Below are 26,863 nucleotides of genomic sequence, written 5' to 3' on the forward strand. Positions count from 1 at the left end.
TGTCACGCCGCTGTCATACGATGGGGGTAGTGTGGTAGGATTTTTAAATCGTTTAAATGATTTATATAGTTTAGCAACTGAGTTTGCCAACTTTTTCAGTTGGCACAGCAATGACAAGACAAGAGGCCAGTATGTATGCAGCGGTGGACCTGGGGTCCAACAGTTTTCGTTTACACGTCGGCAAGCATGATGGCGACACGATCCGCGTGGTCAAGAGCGTGCGCGATCCGATACGCCTGGCCGCCGGCCTGGATGCCAATGGCGACCTGACCGAGGCGGCCATGCAGGGCGCGCTGGCCTGCCTGCAGCGCTTTCGCGCCATCCTCGCGGGCTTCGAGCTCGATGCCGTGCGCGTGGTGGCCACGTCGGCCATGCGCGTGGCGCGCAACGGCGCCGTCTTCCTGCCGCTGGCCGAGCAAGCCATCGGCTACCCGATCGAAATCATCTCGGGCGAGGAAGAGGGGCGCTTGATCTACATGGGCGTGGCCAATGCGCTGGCCATACCCGGCGAACGCCGGCTGGTGATGGATATCGGCGGCGGCTCGACGGAACTGATACTGGGGCGCGGCAACGATATCGAGCGGGTCGAGTCGTTCAGCCTGGGCACCGTCAAGCAAAGCCTGTCGTTCTTCATCGGCGGGCGCATCGACGCGCCGTCGTTCGAGGCGGCTATCCTGTCGGCGCGCAGCCATTTCGAGGATGCCGCGCCGCCATACCATCCGCAGCACTGGAAGACGGCCTATGGTTCTTCCGGCACCATCCGCACGATCGCCGACATCATCGCCCGCAACAAGCTCGGTGACGGCTTGCTCACGAGCGCCAGCCTCGACGCGCTGGCGCGCCGCTTCATCGAACTCGGTCACACGAGCCGCATCGACATGCCCGGCTTGCGGCCCGACCGCGCCAGCACCATCGTCGGCGGCCTGGCGATCTTGATCGGCCTGTTCCGTGAACTGGCCATTCCCGCCATGACGCCGATCGAGGCGGGCTTGCGCATGGGCGTGATGTGGGATCTGTACCTGCGTTCGACCAAGCGCGACCGTCGCGAACAGTCGGTGCAGGGCTGCATGGAGAAATTCCATATCGACCAGCAGCGCGCCGGCCGGGTGGCCGAGCAGGCGCTGGCCATGTATGCGCAGCTCAAGCCCACGTCCGACGCGCTGGTGAAATGCCTGCGCTGGAGTAGCCTGCTGCATGAGGTGGGCCTGGCCGTGTCGCAGACGGGCTACCACAAGCACGCCTCCTACATCGTGGAAAACGCGGACTTGCCCGGTTTTACCACGCGCGAGCAGAAGACCATGAGCCGGCTGATCCTGGCGCAGAAGGGCAACTTGCGCAAGATCGGCGAAGTGCTGTCCGACCCCGATTTCGCCAAGGCCGTGCTGGCGCTGCGTCTGTCGATTTTGCTCATGCATGCGCGCATCGAGGCCGATTTCAGCGAACTGCGCCTGCGCATGAAGAACCGCATCGAGCTCGATATCAAGCGCGGCTGGGTGGCGCACCATCCGACCGTGTCGTTCTGGATCGAGAAGGAGCAGGAATTCTGGGACGAGGTGGGGGTCGATTTCACCATCCGCGCCAGCGCGTAGTGGATCATTGGGTCATGCCATGCGCATGACTTGATGTGCAGCAAGCAAGATTTTTAAAAACAGTATATATTGTTTATATTATTTACTAGATTGGAAAATCCATGACCAAAACCGTCCCAGCGAAAAAGCCCGACAGCGCGCCCGTATCGATGTTCCCTACCAGCGCCTCGATCAATGCGGCAGCGGCCAAGGCCGCACCGGCCGCCAAGCCTGCAGTGAAGCCTGCAGTGAAGCCCGCAGCCAAGCCGGTGGCAAAAGCCGCCGTCAAGCCAGTGGCCGCCAAACCTGCCGCAGCGAAGCCGGCAGCAGCGAAGCCAGTAGCAGTGAAGCCAGTAGCAGCGAAACCTGTCGCCGCCAAGCCTGCCGCTGCCAAGGCGCCAGCCGCCAAGCCGGCGGCCAAGGCCGTCGTCGCCAAGCCGGTCCCCAAAGTCGCTGCCAAGCCGGTCGCCAAGGTGGCAGTGAAAGCCATTGCGAAGCCCGCCGCCAAGCCGGCAGCGAAAGCCGCCGTCAAACCGGTAGCCAAACCAGCCGCCAAGCCTGCGCCAGCGAAAAAAGCGCCGGCCGCCAAGGTCGCCGCCGTCAAGGAAAAAGCCCGCAAGCCGAAACTCGTGCGCGACAGCTTCACCATGCCGGAGGCGGAATACGAAGTCCTGGGCCAGGTGAAGAAAGCCTGCCTGAAGGCCGGTTTCGAGATCAAGAAAAGCGAATTGCTGCGCATCGGCGTAGCGCTGATCAGCCAGATCGACCTGGCCACCCTGCAAAACGTGCTGGCCGGCTTGCCGCAGCTGAAAACGGGCCGTCCGAAGAAGGATTGATGGCGCGGGCAGGGGCCGCCCCCTGCCTGGCCGTTCTGGTTTACCATGGGGCCTGTGAAAGTTCCCCCATGGTTGCCATGTCAGAAGATACAGAGATCGAACGCGCCGGCTTCGTCGAGCGCGCCATCGTCCGCCACCAGGCGGGCGTTGCTACCCCCGCCATCGACCACGTCGCCGAGGAAATCCCCGTCGCGCTGGTCTTCAATGGCATTTCCCACGTCGTCATGATGGCCACCCCGCGCGACCTGGAAGCGTTCGCCTACGGCTTCGCGCTGACGGAAGGCGTGGTCGCTTCCGCCGATGCCATCTTCGATTGCGAAGTGTTCCTGCGTCCCGATTCCGCCGAAGTGGCCTTGCGCATCGCCCAAGAGGATTTCGTGCGCCTGAAGGACCGGCGCCGCCAGCTGACGGGCCGCACGGGCTGCGGCGTGTGCGGCATCGACAGCATCGACATGCTCGACTTGCAGCCGGCGCCGCTGCCGCCATCCCTGATCCGCGTCGACTTGCCGGCCGCGCTGGCGCGTGCCTCCGCCGGCTTGCGCGAGCACCAGACGCTGATGCGGGAGACGGGCGGCGTGCACGCGGCCGCGTGGTGCACGCCCGATGGCGATATCGTGCACGTGTTCGAGGATGTCGGCCGCCACAACGGCCTCGATAAACTGATCGGCCATCTCGCGCTGCACGGTATCGACATGCGGCGCGGCTTCGTCTTCCTGTCCAGCCGCGGCAGCTACGAGCTGGCGCGCAAGGCGGCGCGCATGCAGATTCCGCTGCTGGCGACGATTTCCGCCCCCAGTTCGCTGGCCATTTCCATCGCCACGCAGGCGGGCATGAAGCTGGCGGGATTCTGCCGCCAGGATGCCTACGTCGACTACACGCCCGGCATCACGCTTTAACTTCACTGCGCTCCAGCAGCACGGGCACGGACTTCGACGTGGGCGTGCCGGCGCCGTCGGCCGTGCTGGCCAGCGGCACCAGCGCGTTCGTCTCCGGGTAGTACGCGCCCAGGCAGCCGCGCGGGATGTCGTAGGCGACGAGCCGGAAGCCATCGGCGCGGCGCGCCACGCCATCGTCCCAGGCGCCGATCAAGTCCACCAGCTCGCCATCGGCAAAACCCAGCATGGCGATATCGTCCGCATTGGCGAAGACCACCTTGCGCGTGCCGTACACGCCCCGGTAGCGGTCATCCATGCCGTAGATGGTGGTGTTGTACTGGTCGTGCGAGCGTGTGCTCATCAAGACCATCAGGCGCTCGCCGTGGCGCGCTCTAGCACGGTGCAACGGCGTATCGAGGTCCAGCGGGGCGACGAGGAAGCTGGCCTTGCCGCTGACCGTCTTCCACACGCGTTCGCGCGACGCCACCGTCAGATGAAAGCCACCCGGCTGCGCCACCCTGGCGTTGTAGTCGTAAAAATCGTCAAACACCTTTTCGATGTCGTCGCGGATGCGCGCATAGTCGGCCGCATACGCGCGCCAGTTCACCAGGACGCTCCCCACCGTCGCTTCGGCCATGCCGGCCACGATGGCCACTTCCGAGCGCAGCTGCGGCGAAGCGGGCGCATTGCGGCCGTACGAGATATGCACCATGCTCATCGAATCTTCCACTGTCACGCCCTGCGCCACGCCGCCTTGCACGTCGATTTCCGTGCGCCCCAGGGTGGGCAGCAGCAGCGCTTCCTTGCCGATGACCAGGTGGCTGCGATTGAGCTTGGTGGCCACCTGCACCGTCAGCGCGCACTGGCGCAGGGCGGCAAAGGTCAGCGGCGTGTCGGGCGTGGCGGCCGCGAAATTGCCGCCCAGCGCAATGAACACTTTTACCTCGCCGCGCTGCATGGCTGCGATGGTCGCCACCACGTCGTGGCCATGCGCGCGCGGCGGCGCGAATCCATACACCTGGCCCAGGCGGTCGAGGAAGGCCGCCGTCGGCTTCTCCTCGATGCCCACCGTGCGGTCGCCCTGCACATTGGAGTGGCCGCGCACGGGACACAGGCCGGCGCCCGGCTTGCCGATCTGCCCGCGCAGCATCATCAGGTTCGACAGCATGCGGATGGCCGCCACGCTGTGCTTGTGCTGCGTCAGGCCCATGCCCCAGGTGGCGATGATGCGCTGGCCCTTGACGAAGATGTCCGTCAATGCCTCGATCTGCGAACGGTTCACGCCCGATTCTGCCACGAGCAGTTGCCAATTCTCTGCGCGCAGGTCATCGCGAAAGGCGTCGAAACCGCTGCAGTGTTCAGCGATGAAGGCGTGGTCGATGACGGCGGGCCTGCCTGCCGCCTGCGCCGCATCGTCATGCTCGACGACGCGTTTGGCGACGGCCTTGATCAGGGCGAAGTCGCCGCCCAGCGTCGGTTGCACGAACAGGCCGGCCAGGCGCGTGCTGCCCAGGGTCGCCATTTCCAGCGCGCTTTGCGGGTCCATGAAGCGCTGCAAGCCCCGCTCGCGCAGGGGATTGATGGAGGCGATGCTGCCGCCGCGGCGCGCGCAGTCGCGCAGTTCGCCCAGCATGCGCGGGTGGTTGGTGGCGGGATTCTGGCCGAAGATGAGGATGGTGTCGGCCAGTTCGAAGTCGGCCAGGGTCACCGTGCCCTTGCCGATGCCCACGGTGGCCGGCAAGCCGCGGCTGGTCGCCTCGTGGCACATGTTGGAGCAGTCGGGGAAGTTATTGGTGCCGTACAGGCGCGCCATCAGCTGGTACAAAAACGCGGCTTCGTTGCTGGCGCGGCCCGACGTATAGAACGCGGCCTGGTCCGGGTCGGGCAGCGCGCGCAGGTGACGGCCCACGAGGGCAAAGGCGTCATCCCAGGAAATCGGCATATAGCGGTCGCTGGCGGCGTCGTACACCATCGGTTCCGTCAAACGGCCGTGCTGTTCGAGCGCGTAGTCCGATTGCTCCAGCAACTGCGTGACGGTATGGCTGGCGAACAGCTCGGGGCCGGCGCGGCGGCTGGTCGCTTCGGCGGCGACGGCCTTGGCGCCGTTTTCGCAAAAGGCAAACGTGGAAGCGTGGTTGCGGTCGGGCCAGGCGCAGCCGGGGCAATCGAAGCCGTCCGGCTGGTTTTGTGCCAGCAGCGCCTTCAGGTTCTCGGGCGCGACCCGTTCCTGGCGCAGGCTGATGGCCACGTGTTTCAGCGCGTCCCAGCCGGCGGCCGGCTTGGTGTAGGGCGTGATGTGCGGTGCGTCCTGGTCTTTCATGGGCTCTTTCGGCTGGGCGAGTGTGGTAATTATGCACGATCCCAGAATGACATTGACTTGCGTCACGGAAATGACATTCGGCTGTCATTTTCCTGACATATTAGGCAAGTACGCTGGAGTTGTCTTGATCACAGGGATGAAACCATGCAAAACATAATCGCATCAAACGAAGCCAAGGCCCGTCCGGTCCAACTGGTGCTGAGCCAGGCCACGACAGCGTCGGAATTGCGCGAAGTGCAGCGTTTGCGTTACAAGGTGTTTATCGAGACCATGGGGCTGACGTCGCTGGCGAACGCCGATGGCCTCGACAGCGATGAATTCGATGCGCACTGCGATCACCTGATCGTGCGCGACGCCGATACCCTGAAAGTGGTGGGCACCTACCGCGTGCTGAGCGCGGCCAAGGCGGCCAAGATCGGCCGGCTGTATTCGGAAAACGAGTTCGACCTGAGCCGCCTGAAGAATTTGCGCGGACGCATGGTCGAAGCGGGCCGCGCCTGCATCCACCCGAAATACCGGGGCGGCAGCGTGATCATGCTGCTGTGGTCGGGCCTGGCCGAGTACATGCGCCGCGAGCGCTGCGACTACCTGGTCGGCTGCGCCAGCATCAGCCTGGCCGATGGCGGCCATAACGCTGTCGCCGTGTACCAGGCGCTGGCCGAAAAGCACATGGCCCCAAGCGAATACCGCGTCACGCCGCACCTGCCTTTCCCCATCCACCAGGTGGAAGCGGCGCACAAGCCGCAAGTGCCGCCGCTGATCAAGGGCTATCTGCGTTCGGGCGCCTGGATTTGCGGCGAACCGGCATGGGATCCCGATTTCGAAAGCGCCGACATGTTCATGATGATGCCGCTGGCGAATCTGGACGAGCGCTATGCGCGCCATTACGGGGTGGTGCCTGGCTAAGGCTAGCGCCGGGAAGTGATGCCTGCAGCTGGCCGGCCAGCACCTGCACGGCGCTGCGCAAGCCGGTGTCCGGGCTGTCGGACGGCAGCAGTTCAAGCAGGAAGCGCAGCGGCGCCGTGATCGTTTCGGGTTCGCCGATGCTGCCGTGGCGCCGCACGGCGTCGTGGTACAGGGCCAGGAAAGCGGCGCGCGCGGGCGCGTCGAAGGGCTGGCCGTCCGGCACCTGCCACAGGGCCGCCAGCAGGGCGGCGCGCACGGGGGCGCCGGCGTCGATGGCGCGGTGTTCGTCCGCGTGGCGCTGGCGCGCATAGGCGATGGCGTCGTGCAGCAAGTCGCCCAGCTGCGGATCGAGCGCGCGCCAGGCGCCGCCGTCGCCATGGGCTTTCAGCAGCAGGGCACCGGCCAGCACCTGGAAAATCAGGTCGCAGTCGGCTACGCCGCTGCGCCGCCGCGCTTCTTCCAGCGCGGCCAGGCAGGCATCCGTCATGGCGCGCAGGGCCGGCGCGCCCGAGTTTCCTTCGCGGCAGGCCAGGCGCGCCTGCAAGGCCCAGTAGCGTCCCAGCAGGGCCAGGCGCTGTGCCGTGGGCGCCAGCGCCACCAGCAGGTCGATATGCTGTTTCCCATCCTGCAGCAACCGGCGTCCCTGCGCCATATCGGGTACGGCCGGCACCTCGATGCCGGCGCCCGCATCGAGGCCGCACAGGGCCGCGCCCTGGCGTATCTCCAGTTCCGCCCAGTGCGCCAGCGCGCGCAAGCCCACCTTGCCGTCGGCCGCGCTGTGCGCCGCCCGGTAGTGTTCGATGGCGCGCAAGGTGTTCTCCAGCCCACCGAGGCCGGCGCGCGTGGCGGCCATGTTTTCGCGGATGTCGGCGCAGCCGAAGAAGCGCGCGCGCACGGCTTCCTCGATGCTGGCCAGCTTTTCCTCGATGGCCGCGCGGCGCGCAGGATCGGCGCCGGCCAGGCGTGCGTGCAGGGTTTCCAGGTCGGCCAGCAAATGGCCGTGGTAGTGGTAGTCGGGCGCTTGCCAGGGCCGGCTCTGGGTGTTCGGAAAGCGGTAGCGGTCGTCGCCGTACGCCTGGTAGGCGCCCCAGGTGTTCGAGGCGGGGAACTGCAGGTAGGCCGCTTCGCGCGCCAGGCGCACGGCGTCGCCGAAATATTCGCCGCTCAGCATGGCGTGATAGAAGCTGTGCGCGAAGATGCTGGCCGCCTGGTCGTCGATGCGCCAGCCGGCCGCGATCACGGCCTGCGAACCCATTTCAATGAAGGCCGTGGCCAGGCTGGCGGCCAGTTTCGACCACGGCGCGATGGCGTCCGGGCGCATGTCGCCCAGGTGGCAGCAATTGATGAAGACGAATTGCGGCACGCGTTTGAGTTTGCCCACCTGCGCCGCCGTCAGCCGCGTCTTCGGTCCCAGCACCAGGCCCGTATGGGCGATGCCGGGACCGGCCACTTCGCCGTGGCCGGCCAGGTGGATGGCGAAATAGCGCTCGTCGAACAGGTGCACCAGCACGCGCTGGGCCTGCGGGCGCAGCAGCTCACGCACCTGGTAGCCGTACGTGCCGAACATGTGCGCCACGTCCTGCGCCTCGGCCTGCGCGGCGGGCAGTTCGGGCAGGCCGGAATCGGTGTCGCCGATCACCAGCACGCTGTTGCTGGGCGGGCTGACGGCGGACGGCTGCTCGCGCAGGCTGGCCAGCTGGCGCACCATGCCGATGCGCGTCGACAACGGGCTTTCCTCGCTGCCCGCCTCGTCGCGCATCAGTTCCCAGGGATAGATGGCGGCGCTCTGGTCGACGGCCAGGATCAGGCCGCGCATTTCGGGGATGGCCGCCTTCAGGCCATTGGGCAGCATCAGTTCGTACAGGGCGCGCGACAGGCCCGGCTGGTCGGTGGTGTTGTCGGTGGCGTCCATGATCAGGCCATCGACGGCCTGCCGCTGGTTCGGCTCCTCGTCGACGCTGTTGTGGGCGCGGTCCGTCAGCACGGTGAAGCGCAGGGCGCCGGAGAGGTCGGCGGCGACGATCTGCACGCGGCGCCAGCCATTGTCGCCGCTCAGGCTGGGCAGGATGCGCCGGTAGCCGCCGGGGCTGTGGCGGATGCGCCGCTCGAACGTGAAGCTGCCCTGGTAGCGCGCTTCGGCCATGATCTGTTCGATGGCCACGGCGGCGGCGATGGCGCGCGCCTCGGACTGTTCATAGATGGCGATGTGGCCGATGCGGCACGCCATGCCCGCGTCTTCGAGGCGCCGGTTGGCGCTGCGCGCGCCGTCGATCAGGGCCCGCGCGCACAGGGCGATGCTCAAGCCGCCATAGCCGGAACCGGACAACAGGCTGGCCACGCGCAAGCCGTGTTCGCCCATCGGCGGCGCGGCCACGTGGCCGGCGGCGCGCACCTGCAGGCAGACGCACGCGTATTCGAGCAGGCCGCCGGCAAAGGCGCGCGCCAGTTCGCCCGGCGTCAGTTCGCCCAGCGCGCCCAGGCCGATGACGATGGCGCCGCCGGGACGGCGCGCCGCGTCGGGCTGCAGCACCACGAGGGCGGAGTCGGGGCGTTGCGGAAAGCGGCCCAGCGCGTGGATTTCCTGCAGCTTGCCCGCCAGCAGGCGGTCGAGAAAACTCATGCTGCCGCGCAGCGATTCGGACGCGTAGCAGCCGCTCATGACGGGCGCGTCGGCCGAGGCCATGCTGCCGTGGATGACGGATAGGCTCAGCTGCGGCGCGCGGCTTTCCGGCGCACTGGCCGGGCCGGCGGCGCCGATGGCCGCGTCGAGCAATTCCTGCGGCTGCGGGTACAGCGGCGTCGCCTCTGGCACGTAGGAATGGAAGCGGGGCGGGGCGCCGCCGGGCGCATGCGGCGGATGGCGGGGCAGGGCTGCGGCCTGGCCGCTGTCGAGCAGCTGCGCGATGGCCGGGTAGTAGTCTTTTTGCAGCAGCAGGTCGCCATGCGCCACGGGCAGGTAGCAGGCGGCCACGCCGTCCGGCACTGCGCCTTGCCAGGCCGTGCGGCCATCGCCATCGGGCGACCAGGCCGTCTCGATGCCGCCGTCGCGCAGGCGCAGCGCCACCGGCGTGTCGGCGCAGCCGGTCAGATAGCTGCAAAGGCGGGCGTCGAGCGGGGCCGCTTCCAGCAGGGCGACGGTGGCGCGCGCCGCAGCCAGCGCTTGGGCCTCGGGCGCCTGCCAGCCGCCGGGCAGGTTCGCTTGCGCGTCGCCGGCGGCCAGCTGCGCCCATGTATTGGCGTCGAAATAATCGACACCGCCGCCCGCCTGCGGCCACGGCAGCATGTCCAGCACGCCGGGAAAGGCGCGCACGAAGCCGAGAAACTGGCGCCGCGTGTGCTTCCAGCCTATCCAGCACGCCAGCATCTGCACCAGCCGGTCGCGCCCCAGCAGCACTTGCACCATCGCCTGCGTGCCGCGGTTGGCCGTGCCCACCTGCAGCAATCGGCTGCCGGGCAGGGCGCCGAAGCGCTGCCAGCGGTCTTTCAGGGCCAGGCGCGCCACCAGTCCGCCCATGCCGTGGGCGACGATGCGCAACGGTTGTCCGCGCTGTTCCGCGTCGCGCATGGCGTCGTCGAGCACGGGCAGGAAGGCGCGGCACGACTCCTGCAGCGACAATCGCCAGTCATAGGTAAAAGGCCGCACTTCCTGGCTTTGCGCGAGAAAGCGGGCAAACGGTTCATAGCAGGACTCGATCCAGCCGGCGCTGACGATGTGCGGCTGGCCCACGGCCAGGCGTTCGATGCGCCCTTCGACCAGGTTGACGGGATCGAACCAGATGCGGTTGCTGCCCACTTGCAGGTGGCTGCCCATGATATCGGGCAGCAGCAGCGCGATGGGCGCGTGCGCGCGCCGTTTCGGCACTTCGCCGCCGCGCGCCAGCGGGCCGTGCTCGATGCCGGGCAGCGGCTGGTAGGCTGCCTCGTCGCCGGTGAGCACCTGCACGGCGGCCTGGCTGGACGGCGCGCGCTCGAAGTAGTTCATGTGGTGCGTGTGCGGCCCGCGCAGCAGCAGTTGCCGCACCGGCGTGCTGCGCGTGGCGCCGCCGGCCATCGAGGCGCAATTGACCACCAGGTCGTTCTGCCCACCGTACAGCTGGTCGCCGAGGCAGTCGCCCAGCCAGCCCAGCAAGCCATCGCCGCTGCAGGCACCGGCCAGCACGTGCAGCGGACTGGCCACGCGCACGTCGGGCGCGTTGAGCAGGGCCACCAGCGGCGAGTCGGGCATCATCGCTTCCAGGCCGGGCAGGATGCGCGCGTCGCAGCGCTGCCGCACCACGGCCAGCAGGAAGGCCATGGCGCCGTCGGGAACGCCGCCGTGCAGCAGCAGGTTGAACATCACGCTGGCCCAGCGGTCGAGGCGGCCCGACATCAGGGTGGTGCCGCGCGCCGGGCAAGCCACGCGCACGAAGCGGGCGATGCGGATGGCGCGCGTCTTCAGTTCCACGCTGAGCGCGCGCAGGCGCGCCGCATCTTCGTCGTAGCCGCCGCGTCCGCCCAGCCGCGCCTGCGCCGTGAAGTGTTCGATATCGTGGCTGTTGAACGCTTCGCCGCCCACGGTGTTTTCGCTCAACCGCTCCAGGCCGTCGCCGGCCAGGTCGACGGCGCCGCAGCTGTCGATGCGCTGCGCGCGCGCCAGCAATTCGCCCACCAGGCCGCCGCGCGAATGGGCCAGCAGGTGCAGCACGGCGCCGTGCGGCAGCTGGCGCACGAGGGTCAGCGCATTCTCGATGGGGCTGTCGCTGAGGCTGCGGTGCTCATAGCCGTAGATGCGGTTGCCGTATTGCGCCGCCAGTTGCGGCGCCAGCCCGTTGCGCCACAGGCCGCCAAAGCTGCGCCGGGTCGACGAGGCCGTGCCGTGCAACAGCAGCAGCACCGGTTCCGGCCCGGCGGGCAGGCTGGCGACGGCCGTCATGCTGCCCGCCTCGATGCCGCAGCGGTACAGGCCCAGGCGCTGTTCCAGCTGGCGGTCCTGGAAGGCGCCCGCCGCCGCCAGCGCCGTCATGGCGGCGGCGCCGCAGCGGTACACGCGCACGGCCCGCAGCATCCAGGCGCCCAGGCCGTCGCGGCTGGCGCCGGGCGGCTGGCGCGCCGCCTGCGGGCGCAAGGCCAGTCCCACTTCGATGCTGGCGGGGGCGCCGTCGCGCGCCACCGTGGCCGGTCCCAGGTAGCGTGGCAGGTCGAGGCTGCCCGCCAGCAGCGAACTGCCGTCGCACAGCAGCAGTTGCACGACGTCGGACGGGCCGATATCGAGCACGGTGCGGCAGCTGCCGATGCCGCGCGCGCTGGACAGCACATGGGTTTCGGCGTGCCAGCCGGGCGCGGCGGGGCAGTCGCCGGCGCTGGCGAGGGGATCGCGCGTGAGCGTCAGGCGCAGCACGGACGGCGCAAGGGGATCGCTGGACATGCGGTTGGGATCGCTGGTTAAAAGCTGACCTTGATGCCTGCTGGGACTATGCGTGTTGTGTCAGATCAAGTTTGCGTGGAAATGCAGGGGGGGAGAAGCTGGAGAGGGCTTGCTGGAGCGGGAGGGCAGAGAAACGGTCAGCATGGTTTGGGCTGGGTCTCTTCGCTATCGTGCTCGGATGTTGTGCGGTGAGCGAACTACGCGAATTGTATGGCAAAAGTTCATTGCGCCGGGAACCTGGGGTGCCTGGCATGGCATTACAACAGCGGGTGCTTCAATGGACTGGCGTGGCGGACAGTTCCTTCAGTTCGCGGATGGTGATGTCCGATTTTTCATGCATGCGCAATAAAATCGTTGCACCGACCGACAGTTTTCCGTGCCGAATCTTGCTGATGATGGGAGGCTGAACTTCCAGGACACGGCACAGTTCCGCATCATTTTTCAAGTTCAACTTCTCGATCAAGGTATCGAGCAGCTTGTTGGGCACAAAACTCGATGGTTCGAGCGCACGCGCCCGGTTCATCGCTTCAATCATTTCCAGCTTCTTTTGCCGAACGTTCATTTACTCCTCCTTCAGGTTATGCAAGGGACGAGACCACTTTATATGGTCCCGGCTATAGTTCGTCATCGCAGTACGGCTGTCTGGGTGACGTGACAACATTCGCGTTACAACATTGATAACCAGGCAAGTGTTTAAATAATACTACGATAACAAAACTTGTGACAGATGGTCAGTTAAATTAACTGATTGTTTGATCAATTTGGTTGACGATTGTTGTATTTTGTAATCCGCTTTTCGTCAGGATCATGGTCCGGTCCGCCATTTCGGCGGCGGCCAGCGAATGCGTGACCATGATCGCGCAACTGCCGTTGGCCTTGATTTCGGCGCGCAGCAATTGCAGGATGCTGTGCGCCGTGTCCGGGTCGAGGTTGCCGGTCGGCTCATCGGCCAGCACCAGCGCCGGCTTGTGGACGAGCGCGCGGGCGATGGCCACGCGCTGCATTTCGCCACCCGATAATTGCTGCGGGAAGTCGCCGCCGCGTCCGCCCAGGCCGACGGCCTCGAGCATGCTGGCGGCACGCTCCTGGGGCAGTCCGTTGAGCAGCAGCGGCAGGGCCACGTTTTGCAGCAGGGTCAGGTGCGGCAAGACGTGAAACGCCTGGAAGATAAAGCCCATGCGGGCGCGACGCAGCCGGGTCGCGGCGGCGTCATCGAGGCTGGACATGGCAATGCCGTCCACCAGGATAGGGTGCGCTTCGGCACCCGCATCGGGCGTATCGAGGCCGGCGATCAGGTTCAGCAGTGTCGACTTGCCCACGCCAGAGTCGCCCATGATGGCGATGAATTCCCCGGCCTTGAAGCGGCAGGAAATGTTGGCCAGCACGGGACGGGCATTGGCATAGGACTTCGACAGATGGCGCAATTCGAGCATGGTGTTAACGGTTACCGTAAAGGGAGGCACGCGGGGGAGAGGGGGGCCTGGGAACTGCAATGGCGCGCGGATTGTTTGGCCGGCAATGTGTAGTATACGACAGGCTTATGCTTTTTGCTTGGTAATACCAATTTTTCTGTGCGCAGCCTGTTTGACCTTAAGTTACCTGCCGCACGGCTGGCTTGTGCGGATTCCGTTATGATGGAAAAAAGTCATCGGCAAGGCGCCTGCAAACCGCTATGGCAGGGGCGGCGCGCCCGTTGGCTGACCGTGCAAGCCCTTCGTGAACCTAATATTGACGACGCCAGCCCATGACCATGCCACTTGCGCAACAGCAGTCCAATTTGTATCCCACCAGCAACGCAGAAGCGGCCAGCGCCACTCCTGCCACGATAGCCGAGATCAGCAGCGGCCTGCTGGCGCGCGATGCCTGGACCTCGCCCAAATACCTGTACGACGCGCTCGGCTCGAAGTTGTTCGAAGCCATCTGCGCCTTGCCCGAGTACTATCCGACGCGCACGGAAGCGGCCATCTTCGCCCGTCACGGCGCCGAGATCGCGCACGCCGTGGGGCCGGGCAGCACCCTGATCGACTTGGGCGCGGGCAATTGCGCCAAGGCCGCCAGCCTGTTTCCGCTGCTGCATCCGGCCCAGTACGTGGCCGTGGATATTTCCTACGATTTCCTCAGTGAATCGCTGAGCCGGCTGCAGCAGCGCTTTCCGCACATCGAGATGACGGGTCTGGGCCTGGATTTCTCCAGCCGCCTGGACTTGCCCGACAGCGTGCGCGACGCGCGGCGCCTGTTCTTCTACCCCGGCTCGTCGATCGGCAATTTTGCGCCTGAGCAAGCGACCGCCTTTTTGCGCCGCCTGCGCGCGAATGCGGACGGCGATGGCGGCCTGCTGATCGGCGTCGACCTGATCAAGGACGACGCCATCCTCGACGCCGCCTATGACGATGCGCTGGGCGTCACGGCTGCCTTCAACCTGAACATGCTGCGCCACGTGAACGGGTTGATCGGCGCCGACTTCGACGTGCGCGCGTGGCAGCACCATGGCTTTTTCAACGCCGACGAGCGCCGCGTCGAAATGCACTTGGAAGCGCGCAGCGAGCAGCTTGTCCATTGGAAAGGCGGCCAGCGGCGTTTCGCGAAAGGCGAGCGCATCCATACAGAAGACAGCTACAAATACACGCGCGCCAGCTTCGTCGGCTTGCTGGAACAGGCGGGGTTTTCCACCGTGCAAGTCTGGACGGACCCGCAGCAATGGTTTGCCGTGATTTACGCACGCGTGATCAGGGACTAAGAAAAAGATGCTGATCGATCACTACAACAAGGTGCGCCAGCACTCGCTGCTGCTGGCCGAACCGCTGTCCGACGAGGATTGCGGTGCCCAGTCGATGCCGGACGCCAGTCCCGTGAAATGGCATCTCGCGCATACGACCTGGTTTTTCGAAACGTTTATTCTGGAAAGCATGGAAGCGGCGTTCGCGCCCTTTCACCCGGCCTTCCGCGTGCTGTTCAACTCGTATTACAACGGCGTGGGCGAGAAGCACCCGCGCGCCCAGCGGGGCTTGCTGACGCGCCCCGGCATGGCCCAGGTGCGCGCTTACCGCGCCAATGTCGATGCGCGCATCGCGTGCCTGCTGGCGGGCGAACTGGCGCGCGGCGAGCGCGAACGGCTGACCATGCTGCTGGCGCTGGGCCTCGAGCATGAGCAGCAGCACCAGGAGTTGCTGTTGACGGACGTCAAGCACCTGCTCGCGCAGAGCGCCCTGTTTCCCGCTTACCTTGACACTGCGCCTGCGCTAGCGCAAGAACACGCGCAGCCCACGGCCTGGCTCGCGTTCGATGGCGGCCTGGCGCAGATCGGTCATGCGGGCGATGGCTTCTGTTTCGACAATGAATTGCCGCGCCACCCGCAATACGTGGCGCCGTTCGAACTGGCCAGCGCGCTGGTGACGAATGGCGAATATCTCGCCTTCATCGAGGCGGGCGGCTACCGCACGGCGCATTTGTGGCTGGCCGAAGGCTGGGACTGGGTACGCAGCCAGCAGCTCGAGTGTCCGCTGTACTGGCAGCGCGATGATGCCGGACACTGGCAGGAATTCACCTTGTTCGGCTTGCGTCCGCTCGACCTGCAGGCGCCGGCCACGCATCTGTCCCTGTTCGAGGCGGACGCCTATGCGCACTGGGCTGGCGCGCGCCTGCCGACGGAAGCGGAGTGGGAGCTGGCGGCGCAAGGCACCGCCGTGGAAGTTGGCCAGCTGCATCCAGCGGCGGGCGTGCCGGGAACGGGATTGCGGCAGATGTTCGGCCACTGCTGGCAATGGACCAGCAGCAGCTACGCGCCGTATCCGGGCTACCGCACGGCGCCTGGGGCACTCGGTGAATACAACGGCAAGTTCATGCTGAACCAGTATGTGCTGCGCGGCTCGTCCTGCGCCACGCCGGCCGGCCATGCGCGTGCCAGCTACCGCAATTTCTTCCCGGCCGGCGCGCGCTGGCAATTTTCCGGCATCCGCCTGGCACGCCAGGTGGAGTAATCGGCTTAGTGCAACCGCGGGACGGCAGGTGGCGGCGCTTTGCCTCCGGCGTTCTGTTCCAGCTTGAACTGGCTGACGAGGGTTTCCAGTTCGCCCGCCTGTTCATGCATGGCCGCCGCAGCCGCGGCCGCTTCCTCGACGAGGGCCGCGTTTTGCTGCGTCGTCTGGTCCATCTGCATGATGGCGGCATTGATCTGCTCGATGCCTTCGCTTTGCTCGTGGTTGGCGACGCTGATTTCACCGACGATGGCGCTGACCCGGCCCACGCTGGCCACCACTTCATCCATTGTGGCGCCCGCCTGGCTGACCAGCTGCGCGCCCTGGCCGACCCGGTCGACGGAGTCGGCGATCAGTTCCTTGATTTCCTTCGCAGCCGCGGCCGAGCGTTGCGCCAGGTTGCGCACTTCGGAGGCCACCACGGCAAAGCCGCGTCCTTGCTCGCCGGCACGCGCTGCCTCGACGGCCGCATTCAGGGCCAGGATATTCGTCTGGAAAGCGATGCCGTCGATGACGGCGATGATGTCGACGATCTTGCGCGACGATGTATTGATGGCGTCCATGGTGCCGACCACTTCCGCCATGGCCGAGCCGCCGCGCTGCGCGATGGCCGACGCCGAGCGGGCCAGGCTGTCGGCCTGGCGCGCATTGTCGCTGTTGCTGCGCACGGTGCCCGTCAGTTCGATCATCGACGAGGCTGTCTCTTCCAGCGCGCTGGCCTGCGCTTCCGTGCGGGCCGACAGGTCGGCATTGCCGCTGGCGATCTGGCTCGACGCGACGGCAATGGTGCCCGTGCCGCCGCGCACTTGCCCCACCAGGGTGGCCAGGTTGGTGTTCATGTCGCGCAGCGCCTGCAGCAGCTGGCCCGCTTCATCCTTGCCGTCGGCCACGATTTTGCTGCTCAAGTCGCCTCCGGCCACCGCTTGCGCCACGCGCAGGGCGTATGCGATCGGCGTGGTGATCGAGCGCGTGACCCGCCACGCAAAGAGCACGCCCAGCAGCAGGGCGGCCGTGCCCAGGCTGGCCATCAGCACATTGGCTGCGGAAATATTCTGCTGGATTTGCTGGCCGCCATGCACGACGACGCCGCGCTGGATTTCATTCAGGCGGTTCACGGTCTTTTGCAACTGGTTCAGGGCGGGCAGGGTGTCGTCGCGCACGTGCGTGGCCGCTTCCGCGCGCTGTCCCGCCACCAGCAGCTTGTCGGCCTGGCTGAACGAGACGACATAGGCCTTGCGCTGCTGCTTCAGCGTAGCCAGTAGTTCCTTGCCTTCAGGCAGCACGATCAGGCGGTCGAGGATGGTCAGCGCATCGGTGATGGTGGCCTTGTTGGCGTCGATTTCACCGTGGATGGCGTTGGCGCGGGCCGGATCTTCATGGATGAACAGTTCCAGCACCAGTGCCGCGTTCGAACGCGTGGTGCTGCGGATGGTGGCGATGGCGTCGGCCTTGGCCCAGTCTTTCTCGATGATGGCTTCGCTGAGCGCGCCGATCTTGTCCAGCCGGAAAAGGCCCGTGCCTACCAGCACTGCCATCAGCAGCAGCACCACGCCAAAACCGGCGCCCAGGCGCACGCCTATCTTCATATCCGTCAATTTCATACTGATTCCCTCGGTAGCTAGTGATCTGTCTCCGGTGGTCTTGTTATGAAATGATTATACGGCTGGCGATACCTGATTTGCACTACTAATTGCCTTATAGAAATGAAAAAGCGGCACGGCGATCAAGCCCTACCGCTTTTTCTCCCTATGAGGGATGCTTGATCCGTGTTCAGGCGGCGCTGGCAGCCACGTCGGCCGCTGTTGTTTTTTCGGCGTCCGTCTGCTTGATGCGGCGGTTCACGGCCGACAAGACGGCCTTGAACGAGGCGGTGACGATATTGCTGTCGATGGCGGCGCCGAACAGGGTCGGACCGTTATCGAGGCGCAATTCCACGTAGCAAGCCGCTTGCGCGTTGGCGCCGGAGCCGATCGAGTGCTCATGGTAATCCATCAGCTTGATGTCGAGACCGAGCGCATTGACGAAGGCATCGATGGGGCCGTTGCCGCCGCCTTGCAGGGCCAGCGGCGTCTGGCGGTGCGACAGGCTGATGTCGATCTGCACGGATTCGTCGCTGCTCGTGTCTTCCACCATGCGGTGCGAAGCGTAGGCGTACGGCGCCGTCTGCTCCAGGTATTCCTGCTGGAAGATTTCATGGATATCCTGCGCGGCGATTTCGCGGCCCGTGGCATCAGCCACCGCTTGCACGGCGCGCGAGAATTCGATCTGCAGGCGGCGCGGCAAGACCAGGCCGTATTCCTGTTCCAGCAAGTACGCCATGCCGCCCTTGCCGGACTGGCTGTTGACGCGGATCACGGCGTCGTAGCTGCGGCCCAGGTCGGCCGGGTCGATCGGCAAGTACGGCACTTCCCAGATGCTGTCCGGTTGTTGCTTGGCGAAACCTTTCTTGATCGCATCCTGGTGCGAGCCGGAGAAGGCCGTGAAGACCAGGTCGCCCGCATACGGGTGGCGCGGGTGGACGGGCAACTGGTTGCACTCTTCCACGCACTTGCGCACGCTGTCGATGTCGGAGAAATCGAGGCCCGGGTGCACGCCTTGCGTGTACAAGTTCATCGCCAACGTCACCAGGTCGACGTTGCCCGTGCGCTCGCCATTGCCGAACAAGCAGCCTTCCACGCGGTCGGCACCCGCCATCACGGCCAGTTCGGCCGACGCGACGGCCGTGCCGCGGTCGTTATGCGGGTGCACGCTGATGATGATGGAATCGCGGCGCGCCAGCTTGCGCGACATCCATTCGATCTGGTCCGCATACACGTTGGGCGTGCTGCATTCCACCGTCGATGGCAGGTTGATGATCATCTTGTTGGCGGGCGTCGGCTTCCAGATGGCGCTGACGGCGTCGCAGATATGCTTGGAGAAATCGAGTTCCGTCGTCGAGAACGATTCCGGCGTGTATTCAAAGCCCCATTCCGTTTGCGGATGCTGGGCCACCAGCTGTTTGACGAGGGTGGTGCCGGTGGTGGCGATATTCGTGATTTCTTCGCGCGACATGCCGAACACGACCTTGCGGAACACGGGCGCCACGGAGTTGTACAGGTGGACGATGGCGCGCTTGGCGCCGACGACGGATTCCACCGTGCGGCGTATCAATTCTTCACGCGACTGTGTCAGCACGATGATGGTGACGTCGTCCGGGATGCGGCCTTCATCGACGAGCTTGCGTACAAAATCGAAGTCCGTCTGCGATGCCGATGGGAAACCCACTTCGATTTCCTTCAAGCCGATGGCGATCAGCATTTCGAAGAAACGCAGCTTCTTTTCCGCGCTCATCGGCTCGATCAGCGACTGGTTGCCGTCGCGCAAATCGGTGCTCATCCAGATAGGCGGTTTGCTGATGATCTGGTTCGGCCATTGACGGTCGGTCAATTTAACTGGAGGAAAGGCGCGGTATTTGGAAGCTGGGTTTTGCAACATCATGATCGGGTACTCCTGAAGATAGGGGGAAATCAATGGTTGTGGCGCAAGCTTGCCGGGCGGCCACGAGACACTAGGCCAGGCAAGCGATCGGTAGCGGTAGCAGAGCGGCTGCGATGCCAGCGGGGGCGGTCGCAGTGGGGATTACGTGTACGAATGGGGATGGTGCAAACATCATCAAACCTTCCAGGGTTTTTGAAACACGCCGGCGTGTGGCCAGGCGAAGCAATGCGGCAAACTTATGCGCGTGCTAGGTGTAGTCGCGATAGCGACAGCAGGGAAGGGGATGGATGTTTGAAGGAGGACATGCACTCAATGTAAGGGAAGTCGGGCCGGGCTGTCAAGCGTTTCCGCGCTACATGTAAAGCACATGCGCTGCCTCGTCGGGCATTTCTTGTGCCATGCGCGCCAGGATGCGCTGCAACTGGGCCGCATCGTGAGGGAGCCGTGCCGCGAAGGCTGGCCACCCGCGCAGCTCGATCTGTTGCGGCATGTCCACCAGGCCCGTGACGGCATCCCAGAACGCATCCCAGTTCATGCCATAGAAGGAAGGGAAAGCCAGTGCCGTAGCCAAGGCCGCATGCAGTTGGCGCGGCGAGTTGATCTCGCTCAAGTCGATTGTCACGAGGGCTTGTCGATTCATCCTATTTCCTTGAGCAAGTTCCGCAGGTCCGTTTCGGCAAAATGGACTGGACGCCGCTACGGCGCCGATTTTTGGCAGCGTGCGGAAAATTGCATGGTGGCACTGTTTTCAAAAGGGGAATTGAACTCGCCCTTTACCTGCGTCAAGTTGCCAGTAAAGCGCATGGTCAGCGGGCCGCTGGCCGGCCCTGCGTCGTATGTGCAAGACAGGCTGTCGCCGCTTTGCCGGCAGCCGTAAAAGTTGCCCGCTTTGCCGCGCCCGTCAACCAGGTGGGTGCCTTGCGCGCCGTGCTGGTCGGGGGCGTCGAAGCTGAGCTCAATCGTGTGCTCCTGCGTATCATTGGGAATTTGTATGTTCCCCGTACAAGTAAAGCCCTCCATTCTTGCCGCGATGCTATCCTGGCGCTCCGTCGCCGCGACGGGGGCGGCGTTGGCGCAGGCCGCACCCAGCAGGGCTGCAACGAGCAAGCATGGGTGCGCGATGAGATGGAACAGGTCTGTTTTCATAAGCCGCTCAATGAAAGTGGGGGAGGTGGGACGCCAGGGGCCAGTCTAGCAGCCGGCGTGGCGCGCACGGTTCGGAACATTGTCATTTGTAAACATTTAAGACGGGCTTCAGTGCGGGCGGCCCCGCTTGCGCTACAATCGGCTCTCCTTTATTGCCACTGCCGCGCGCGGTTTCCCCTCTCCACCATGCTCCCTAAACGCCTGACCCTGCTTGCCCTGGCCGCCTTCGTGCTGGCCGGCTGCGATACCACCGCCCCGAAACCCATCCAAGTATTGACGCCACCCGAACCCATCGTCGTCACGCCGCGCAAGATCAAGATCGGCCTGGCGCTGGGCGGCGGCGCGGCGCGCGGTTTCGCGCATATCGGCGTGATCAAGGCGCTCGAATCGCAAGGCATCCAGGCTGATATCGTCACCGGCACCAGCGCCGGCAGCGTGGTGGGCGCCATGTATGCGGCTGGCAACTCCGGCTTTGCCCTGCAAAAGATGGCGTTCGACATGGACGAGGCGGCCATTTCCGACTGGGCCTTGCCCCTGTTCGGCAAGTCGTCCGGCGTGCTCAAGGGCGAAGCGCTGCAAAGCTATGTCAACAAGGCTGTCGGCGGCGTGCCGCTGGAAAAACTCAAGATTCCATTTGGCGTGGTGGCGACCGATCTGAAAAATGGCCAGCCGATCCTGTTCCAGCGCGGTAACACCGGCATGGCCGTGCGCGCCTCGTCGGCCGTGCCTGGCGTGTTCCAGCCCGTGACGATTGCCGGCCACACCTATGTCGATGGCGGCCTCGTCGCTCCCGTGCCCGTGCGCTTCGCGCGCGACATGGGCGCCGATTTCATCATCGCCGTGAATATTTCGTCGCAAACGGATACCCAGAAGGCCATCAGCTCGATGGAAGTGCTGATGCAGACGTTCGCCATCATGGGCCAGCGCATCAATCAGTTTGAATTGAAAGATGCGGACGTGGTGATCCAGCCCAGCCTGGGCACCATGAAGGGCAACGATTTCAACAGCCGCAACCAGGCCATCCTGGCGGGCGAGCAGGCGACCTTTGCCGTGATGGCGCAGCTCAAGCAAAAGCTGAAAGCCAAACGCGAGCAGTGATGAATAGCGCCACCGCGCATTTCGTATACAATTTTGTTTCAACATAACAAGGATGCACCATGCAATCGAAACCGATTTTGACCCTGGACGACGTAAAGAAAATCGCTGCCGCCGCCGAAGCGGAAGCGGTCAAGAATAACTGGGCGGTCACGATCGCCATCGTCGACGACGGCGGCCACCTGCTGTGGCTGCAGCGCATGGATGGCGTGGCGCCGATCTCGTCGCACATCGCCCCATCGAAAGCCAAGACGGCCGCGCTGGGCCGCCGCGAATCGCGCATCTACGAAGAGATGATCAATGGCGGCCGCGTGTCGTTCCTGAGCGCGCCGGAAATCGACGGCTTGCTCGAAGGCGGCGTGCCCATCGTGTTCGATGGCCACTACGTGGGCGCAGTCGGCGTCTCGGGCGTGAAATCCGCGGAAGATGCACAAATCGCCAAGGCTGGCATTGCGGCCTTAGTGTAAGTAGTAACCGATATTGCTTTGCAAGCCGCTCCGCGCAAGCCGGGCGGCTTTTTTCATGGGGCGCAGGATTTATGCTGCTGCGCAAAAAAATGCCGGGGCTTCTGTATTTTCTTCCTTGTGGAAAAGCTTCCTTTTGGTTATAATTCAAAGGTTTAGCCAATCACACATATACCGTAGCGACTACCCATCCCCTCATTCAAAATGACCGTTGAAACACCCTGAGTGCATCTGGCTCGGGTATCTAGGCGGTCGGTCTGACGTGGCGCAGCTACGGTAACTTTATCAGGAGTTGCCCTTGCCGCCATTTTTTTCTGGCCCTGCCGTTCCAGCCATATTAGCGCTTGCTGATGGAACGATCTTTAAAGGTTTTTCGATCGGTGCCGCCGGTCATACCACGGGCGAGGTTGTTTTCAACACCTCGATGACCGGGTATCAGGAAATCCTTACCGACCCAAGCTATTGCCGCCAGATGGTCACCCTGACCTATCCGCATATCGGCAATACAGGCGTCAACCCGGAAGACGTCGAATCTTCCAAGGTACACGCCGCTGGCCTCATCATCCGCGATCTGCCATTGCTGGCATCCAATTTCCGTTCCACCCTCTCCCTGTCCGATTACCTGAAAGCTGAAAATATCGTCGCCATCGCCGGCATCGATACACGCAAGCTCACGCGCATCCTGCGTGAAAAAGGTGCGCAAGGCGGCGCCATCCTCGTCGGTACGCAAGGCAACGAGCCATCCGCCGCGCAAGCGCTGGAACTGGCCCGCTCCTTCCCCGGCCTGGCCGGCATGGACTTGGCTAAAGTAGTGTCGGCCCCGGCTGCCTACGAATACCGCGAAACGGAATGGACCCTGGGTGCAGGCTATGGCCAGCTGGCTGACGCGGACGCGAAATACCACGTGGTCGCCTTCGACTACGGCGTCAAGCGCAACATCCTGCGCATGCTGACGGCACGCGGCTGCAAAGTCACCGTGCTGCCTGCGCAAGCGACGGCCGCCGACGCCCTGGCACTGAATCCGGACGGCATCTTCCTGTCGAACGGTCCCGGCGACCCGGAACCGTGCGATTACGCCATTGCGGCCACCAAGGAATTGATCGAGAAGGGCATCCCGACCTTCGGCATCTGCCTCGGCCACCAGATCATGGCGATCGCTTCCGGCGCGAAAACCTTGAAGATGAAGTTCGGCCACCACGGCGCCAACCACCCGGTGCAGGACCTGGAAACGAAACAGGTCTTGATTACCTCGCAAAACCACGGTTTCGCAGTCGACGCGGCAACTCTGCCCGCGAATTGCCGCGTGACCCATGAATCGCTGTTCGACGGTTCCCTGCAGGGCTTTGCCCGCACGGACAAGCCGGCCTTCTGCTTCCAGGGCCACCCTGAAGCGTCGCCGGGCCCGATGGATGTTGCTTACCTGTTTGACCGCTTCATCAACTTGATGGCTGCGGAGGAGAAAAAGAAAAATGCCTAAACGTTTAGATATTAAAAGTATTCTGATTATTGGCGCTGGCCCGATCGTGATCGGCCAGGCCTGCGAATTCGATTATTCCGGCGCGCAAGCGTGCAAGGCCCTGCGCGAAGAGGGCTACAAAGTCATCCTGGTCAACAGCAACCCTGCGACCATCATGACGGACCCGGAAATGGCCGACGTCACCTACATCGAACCGATCACCTGGTCTGTTGTCGAGCGCATCATCGCCAAGGAGCGTCCTGACGCGATCCTGCCGACGATGGGCGGCCAGACGGCGCTGAACTGCGCGCTGGATCTGTTCAACAATGGCGTGCTGGCGAAATACAACGTCGAATTGATCGGCGCATCGCCGGAAGCCATCGACAAGGCGGAAGACCGTTCGAAATTCAAGGACGCGATGACCAAGATCGGCCTCGGTTCGGCCCGTTCCGGCGTGGCGCACTCGATGGAAGAATCGTGGGCCGTGCAGCGCACCCTGGGCTTCCCGACCATCATCCGTCCATCGTTCACCATGGGCGGTTCCGGCGGCGGCATCGCCTACAACGAAGAAGAATTCGAAACCATCTGCAAACGCGGCCTGGAAGCGTCGCCGACGAAAGAGTTGCTGATCGAAGAATCGTTGCTGGGCTGGAAAGAGTACGAGATGGAAGTGGTGCGCGACAAGGCGGACAACTGCATCATCATCTGCTCGATCGAAAATCTTGACCCGATGGGCGTGCACACGGGCGACTCCATCACGGTGGCGCCTGCGCAGACCTTGACGGACAAGGAATACCAGATCATGCGCAATGCCAGTCTGGCAGTGCTGCGCGAGATCGGCGTCGACACCGGTGGTTCGAACGTGCAATTCTCGATCAACCCGGTCGATGGCCGCATGATCGTCATCGAGATGAATCCGCGCGTATCGCGTTCGTCGGCCCTGGCATCGAAAGCGACGGGTTTCCCGATCGCCAAGATCGCCGCCAAGCTGGCCGTCGGTTTCACACTGGACGAGCTGCGCAATGAAATCACGGGCGGCGCCACGCCGGCATCGTTCGAACCGTCGATCGATTACGTCGTCACGAAGATTCCCCGTTTCACGTTCGAGAAATTCCCGACCGCCGACCACCACCTGACGACGCAGATGAAATCCGTCGGCGAAGTGATGGCGATCGGCCGTACCTTCCAGGAATCGTTCCAGAAAGCCTTGCGCGGCCTGGAAGTGGGCGTGGACGGCATGAACGAGAAGACCAAGGACCGCGAAAAGATCGAAGAAGAACTGGGCGAGCCTGGTCCTGAGCGCATCTGGTACGTGGGTGACGCGTTTGCCCAGGGTTTCACCCTGGAAGAAGTGCACCAGCTGACCAAGATCGACCCATGGTTCCTGATCCAGATCAAGGAAATCGTCGACCTGGAACTGTGGCTCGATACGCAGAAGCTGGAAAACCTGGACAAGAACACCCTGTACAAGTTGAAACAGAAGGGCTTCTCGGACCGCCGCCTCGGCTTTTTGCTGCAGACGACCGACACGGCCGTGCGCCAGCAGCGCCATGCGCTGAACATCCGTCCCGTCTACAAGCGTGTCGACACCTGCGCGGCCGAGTTCTCGACCGACACGGCGTACATGTATTCCACGTACGACGAAGAGTGCGAATCGAACCCGACCGACAAGAAAAAAATCATGGTGCTGGGCGGTGGCCCGAACCGTATCGGCCAGGGTATCGAGTTTGACTATTGCTGCGTTCACGCTGCCCTCGCCATGCGCGAAGACGGCTACGAAACCATCATGGTCAACTGCAACCCGGAAACCGTGTCGACCGACTACGATACCTCGGACCGTTTGTACTTCGAGTCCCTGACCCTGGAAGACGTGCTGGAAATCGTCGCCATCGAAAAACCGGTCGGCGTGATCGTGCAGTACGGCGGCCAGACGCCATTGAAACTGGCGCTGGACCTGGAAGCGAATGGCGTGCCGATTATCGGCACCTCGCCCGACATGATCGATGCTGCCGAAGACCGCGAGCGTTTCCAGCAGATGCTGCACAAGCTGGAATTGCGCCAGCCGCCTAACCGCACCGCGCGCACGGAAGCCGACGCCCTGGCGCTGGCGCAGGAAATCGGCTATCCGCTGGTCGTGCGTCCATCGTACGTGCTCGGTGGCCGCGCCATGGAAATCGTCCACGAGCAACGCGACCTCGAGCGCTACATGCGCGAAGCCGTCAAGGTCTCGCATGATTCGCCGGTGCTGCTGGACCGCTTCCTGAACGACGCCATCGAGTGCGACGTCGATTGCATCTCCGACGGCGAAACGACGTTCATCGGCGGCGTGATGGAACACATCGAACAGGCTGGCGTCCACTCGGGCGACTCGGCTTGCTCGCTGCCGCCATACTCGCTGGCGCCGGAAACCATTGAAGAACTGAAACGCCAGACGGCGCTGATGGCCAAGGGCTTGAACGTGGTTGGCCTGATGAACGTGCAGTTCGCGATCCAGAAGCAAGAGATCGATGGCGAAATGAAAGACGTCGTCTTCGTGCTGGAAGTCAATCCACGCGCGTCGCGCACCGTGCCTTTCGTCTCGAAAGCCACCGGTCTGCAACTGGCGAAGATCGCCGCGCGCTGCATGGTCGGTCAATCGCTGGCCTCGCAAGGCATCACGCAGGAAGTCGTGCCGCCTTACTTCAGCGTCAAGGAAGCCGTGTTCCCGTTCGTCAAGTTCCCTGGTGTGGACACCATCCTGGGCCCTGAAATGAAATCGACGGGCGAAGTCATGGGAGTGGGCCTGACGTTCGGCGAAGCGTTTGTGAAATCGCAATTGGGCGCCGGCGTCAACCTGCCAAAATCGGGCAAGGTCTTCATCAGCGTGAAAGCGTCGGACAAGCCGCGCGCCGTGCAAGTGGCGCGTGACCTGGTCGAGTCCGGTTTCACCGTGGTCGCCACCAAGGGTACCGCCGCCGTGATCGCTGCTGCCGGCATCGCCGTCACGCCAGTGAACAAGGTGATCGAAGGCCGTCCGCACGTGGTCGACATGATCAAGAACCATGAAATCGTGCTGGTGATCAATACCGTGGAAGAAAAGCGCAGCGCCATCGTCGATTCGCGGGCCATCCGCACCTCGGCCCTGGCGTCGCGCGTGACGACCTACACCACCATCGCGGGCGCGGAAGCGGCCGTCGAAGGCATCCGTCACCTGGATGAGCTGCGTGTGTACGATTTGCAAGGCCTGCACAAGACCCTGCAGCAAGCGTAGTCCGCGTGCCATTTGCAGTGACCGCCGTTAGGCGGTACACTGCATGCTTATCAACCACAGAGTTCCGTGCAGAGCAGCGCGCGGCCTCTGTG

At 64.1% G+C, this 26,863-nt stretch carries 18 protein-coding genes; 10 read left to right on the forward strand and 8 right to left on the reverse strand.

The genetic code is table 11. The features are described from left to right. The first annotated feature begins 131 nt into the window (after positions 1-131). The 3 genes from JAB6_RS20795 (at position 132) to fdhD (ending at position 3,300) form a co-directional block, all read left to right on the forward strand. Complete coding sequence (locus JAB6_RS20795) at positions 132-1,589, forward strand: Ppx/GppA phosphatase family protein (protein WP_034757385.1); 1,458 nt, start codon at positions 132-134, stop codon at positions 1,587-1,589. Between the two features lie 101 nt (positions 1,590-1,690). Then, positions 1,691-2,404, forward strand: a complete 714-nt coding sequence (locus tag JAB6_RS20800; RefSeq protein WP_083292863.1) for a hypothetical protein — start codon at positions 1,691-1,693, stop codon at positions 2,402-2,404. 68 nt (positions 2,405-2,472) lie between these two features. Beyond that, the gene (fdhD, locus tag JAB6_RS20805) at positions 2,473-3,300 is read left to right on the forward strand and encodes a formate dehydrogenase accessory sulfurtransferase FdhD (protein ID WP_083292865.1); all 828 of its coding nucleotides are present in this window, start codon (positions 2,473-2,475) and stop codon (positions 3,298-3,300) included. Here fdhD and JAB6_RS20810 read toward each other — a convergent pair. Further along, positions 3,290-5,599, reverse strand: a complete 2,310-nt coding sequence (locus JAB6_RS20810) for an FdhF/YdeP family oxidoreductase (RefSeq protein WP_070304344.1) — start codon at positions 5,597-5,599, stop codon at positions 3,290-3,292. The two genes, fdhD and JAB6_RS20810, sit on opposite strands and share 11 nt — an antisense overlap. A gap of 144 nt (positions 5,600-5,743) precedes the next feature. On the opposite strand from JAB6_RS20810, the gene JAB6_RS20815 reads away from it, so the two are divergent. Continuing rightward, positions 5,744-6,505 (forward strand): GNAT family N-acetyltransferase, encoded by a 762-nt coding sequence (locus tag JAB6_RS20815; protein WP_034757395.1) that lies wholly within the window; start codon positions 5,744-5,746, stop codon positions 6,503-6,505. Here the strand turns inward: JAB6_RS20815 and JAB6_RS20820 are convergent. The 3 genes from JAB6_RS20820 to JAB6_RS20830 form a co-directional block, all read right to left on the reverse strand. Further along, a complete protein-coding gene (locus JAB6_RS20820; RefSeq protein ID WP_070304345.1) occupies positions 6,438-11,909 on the reverse strand; it encodes a CHAT domain-containing protein in 5,472 nt (1,823 codons plus the stop codon). The genes JAB6_RS20815 and JAB6_RS20820 overlap by 68 nt on opposite strands. Before the next feature lie 274 nt (positions 11,910-12,183). Further along, positions 12,184-12,471: a hypothetical protein gene (locus tag JAB6_RS20825; RefSeq protein ID WP_034757399.1), complete on the reverse strand. Its 288-nt coding sequence runs from the start codon at positions 12,469-12,471 to the stop codon at positions 12,184-12,186. Positions 12,472-12,649: 178 nt separating this feature from the next. Beyond that, positions 12,650-13,342 (reverse strand): ABC transporter ATP-binding protein, encoded by a 693-nt coding sequence (locus JAB6_RS20830; protein ID WP_034757401.1) that lies wholly within the window; start codon positions 13,340-13,342, stop codon positions 12,650-12,652. Between the two features lie 311 nt (positions 13,343-13,653). On the opposite strand from JAB6_RS20830, the gene egtD reads away from it, so the two are divergent. Both egtD and egtB read left to right on the forward strand, forming a co-directional pair. Continuing rightward, positions 13,654-14,646, forward strand: coding sequence for an L-histidine N(alpha)-methyltransferase (gene egtD / locus JAB6_RS20835; RefSeq protein ID WP_083292867.1), 993 nt, complete (start codon positions 13,654-13,656; stop codon positions 14,644-14,646). Between the two features lie 7 nt (positions 14,647-14,653). Next, the gene (gene egtB / locus JAB6_RS20840; protein WP_070304346.1) at positions 14,654-15,886 is read left to right on the forward strand and encodes an ergothioneine biosynthesis protein EgtB; all 1,233 of its coding nucleotides are present in this window, start codon (positions 14,654-14,656) and stop codon (positions 15,884-15,886) included. A gap of 5 nt (positions 15,887-15,891) precedes the next feature. Here egtB and JAB6_RS20845 read toward each other — a convergent pair whose 3' ends face one another. From JAB6_RS20845 to JAB6_RS20860, 4 genes are all read right to left on the reverse strand, one after another. Further along, positions 15,892-17,484: a methyl-accepting chemotaxis protein gene (locus JAB6_RS20845; RefSeq protein ID WP_070304347.1), complete on the reverse strand. Its 1,593-nt coding sequence runs from the start codon at positions 17,482-17,484 to the stop codon at positions 15,892-15,894. A 169-nt stretch (positions 17,485-17,653) separates the two neighbouring features. Beyond that, entirely contained in the window at positions 17,654-19,360 is a 1,707-nt protein-coding gene (gene leuA / locus JAB6_RS20850) for a 2-isopropylmalate synthase (protein ID WP_070304348.1), read from the reverse strand. 352 nt (positions 19,361-19,712) lie between these two features. Next, on the reverse strand, positions 19,713-20,000 hold the full coding sequence (locus JAB6_RS20855) for a barstar family protein (protein WP_070304349.1): 288 nt from the start codon (positions 19,998-20,000) through the stop codon (positions 19,713-19,715). Between the two features lie 56 nt (positions 20,001-20,056). After that, on the reverse strand, positions 20,057-20,506 hold the full coding sequence (locus tag JAB6_RS20860; RefSeq protein WP_070304350.1) for a hypothetical protein: 450 nt from the start codon (positions 20,504-20,506) through the stop codon (positions 20,057-20,059). A 186-nt stretch (positions 20,507-20,692) separates the two neighbouring features. Here JAB6_RS20860 and JAB6_RS20865 point away from each other — a divergent pair, with 186 nt between their 5' ends. The 4 genes from JAB6_RS20865 (at position 20,693) to carB (ending at position 26,771) form a co-directional block, all read left to right on the forward strand. Further along, positions 20,693-21,604, forward strand: a complete 912-nt coding sequence (locus tag JAB6_RS20865) for a patatin-like phospholipase family protein (RefSeq protein WP_070304351.1) — start codon at positions 20,693-20,695, stop codon at positions 21,602-21,604. Between the two features lie 59 nt (positions 21,605-21,663). Next, positions 21,664-22,068, forward strand: a complete 405-nt coding sequence (locus JAB6_RS20870) for a heme-binding protein (protein ID WP_034757420.1) — start codon at positions 21,664-21,666, stop codon at positions 22,066-22,068. A gap of 295 nt (positions 22,069-22,363) precedes the next feature. Further along, positions 22,364-23,542 (forward strand): glutamine-hydrolyzing carbamoyl-phosphate synthase small subunit, encoded by a 1,179-nt coding sequence (gene carA / locus JAB6_RS20875; protein ID WP_070304352.1) that lies wholly within the window; start codon positions 22,364-22,366, stop codon positions 23,540-23,542. After that, entirely contained in the window at positions 23,535-26,771 is a 3,237-nt protein-coding gene (gene carB / locus JAB6_RS20880; RefSeq protein WP_034757425.1) for a carbamoyl-phosphate synthase large subunit, read from the forward strand. Before carA ends, carB begins: the two co-directional genes overlap by 8 nt. The last annotated feature ends 92 nt before the right edge of the window (positions 26,772-26,863 follow it).

The organism is Janthinobacterium sp. HH104, assembly GCF_001758715.1.
Lineage (GTDB): Bacteria > Pseudomonadota > Gammaproteobacteria > Burkholderiales > Burkholderiaceae_D > Janthinobacterium > Janthinobacterium aestuarii.

Coding starts and splice junctions, on each gene's coding strand:
- JAB6_RS20795 (WP_034757385.1), top strand. CDS start 132: ATGTATGCAGCGGTGGACCTGGGGTCCAACAGTTTTCGTTTACACGTC.
- JAB6_RS20800 (WP_083292863.1), top strand. CDS start 1,691: ATGACCAAAACCGTCCCAGCGAAAAAGCCCGACAGCGCGCCCGTATCG.
- fdhD (WP_083292865.1), top strand. CDS start 2,473: ATGGTTGCCATGTCAGAAGATACAGAGATCGAACGCGCCGGCTTCGTC.
- JAB6_RS20810 (WP_070304344.1), bottom strand. CDS start 5,599: ATGAAAGACCAGGACGCACCGCACATCACGCCCTACACCAAGCCGGCC.
- JAB6_RS20815 (WP_034757395.1), top strand. CDS start 5,744: ATGCAAAACATAATCGCATCAAACGAAGCCAAGGCCCGTCCGGTCCAA.
- JAB6_RS20820 (WP_070304345.1), bottom strand. CDS start 11,909: ATGTCCAGCGATCCCCTTGCGCCGTCCGTGCTGCGCCTGACGCTCACG.
- JAB6_RS20825 (WP_034757399.1), bottom strand. CDS start 12,471: ATGAACGTTCGGCAAAAGAAGCTGGAAATGATTGAAGCGATGAACCGG.
- JAB6_RS20830 (WP_034757401.1), bottom strand. CDS start 13,342: ATGCTCGAATTGCGCCATCTGTCGAAGTCCTATGCCAATGCCCGTCCC.
- egtD (WP_083292867.1), top strand. CDS start 13,654: ATGACCATGCCACTTGCGCAACAGCAGTCCAATTTGTATCCCACCAGC.
- egtB (WP_070304346.1), top strand. CDS start 14,654: ATGCTGATCGATCACTACAACAAGGTGCGCCAGCACTCGCTGCTGCTG.
- JAB6_RS20845 (WP_070304347.1), bottom strand. CDS start 17,484: ATGAAATTGACGGATATGAAGATAGGCGTGCGCCTGGGCGCCGGTTTT.
- leuA (WP_070304348.1), bottom strand. CDS start 19,360: ATGATGTTGCAAAACCCAGCTTCCAAATACCGCGCCTTTCCTCCAGTT.
- JAB6_RS20855 (WP_070304349.1), bottom strand. CDS start 20,000: ATGAATCGACAAGCCCTCGTGACAATCGACTTGAGCGAGATCAACTCG.
- JAB6_RS20860 (WP_070304350.1), bottom strand. CDS start 20,506: ATGAAAACAGACCTGTTCCATCTCATCGCGCACCCATGCTTGCTCGTT.
- JAB6_RS20865 (WP_070304351.1), top strand. CDS start 20,693: ATGCTCCCTAAACGCCTGACCCTGCTTGCCCTGGCCGCCTTCGTGCTG.
- JAB6_RS20870 (WP_034757420.1), top strand. CDS start 21,664: ATGCAATCGAAACCGATTTTGACCCTGGACGACGTAAAGAAAATCGCT.
- carB (WP_034757425.1), top strand. CDS start 23,535: ATGCCTAAACGTTTAGATATTAAAAGTATTCTGATTATTGGCGCTGGC.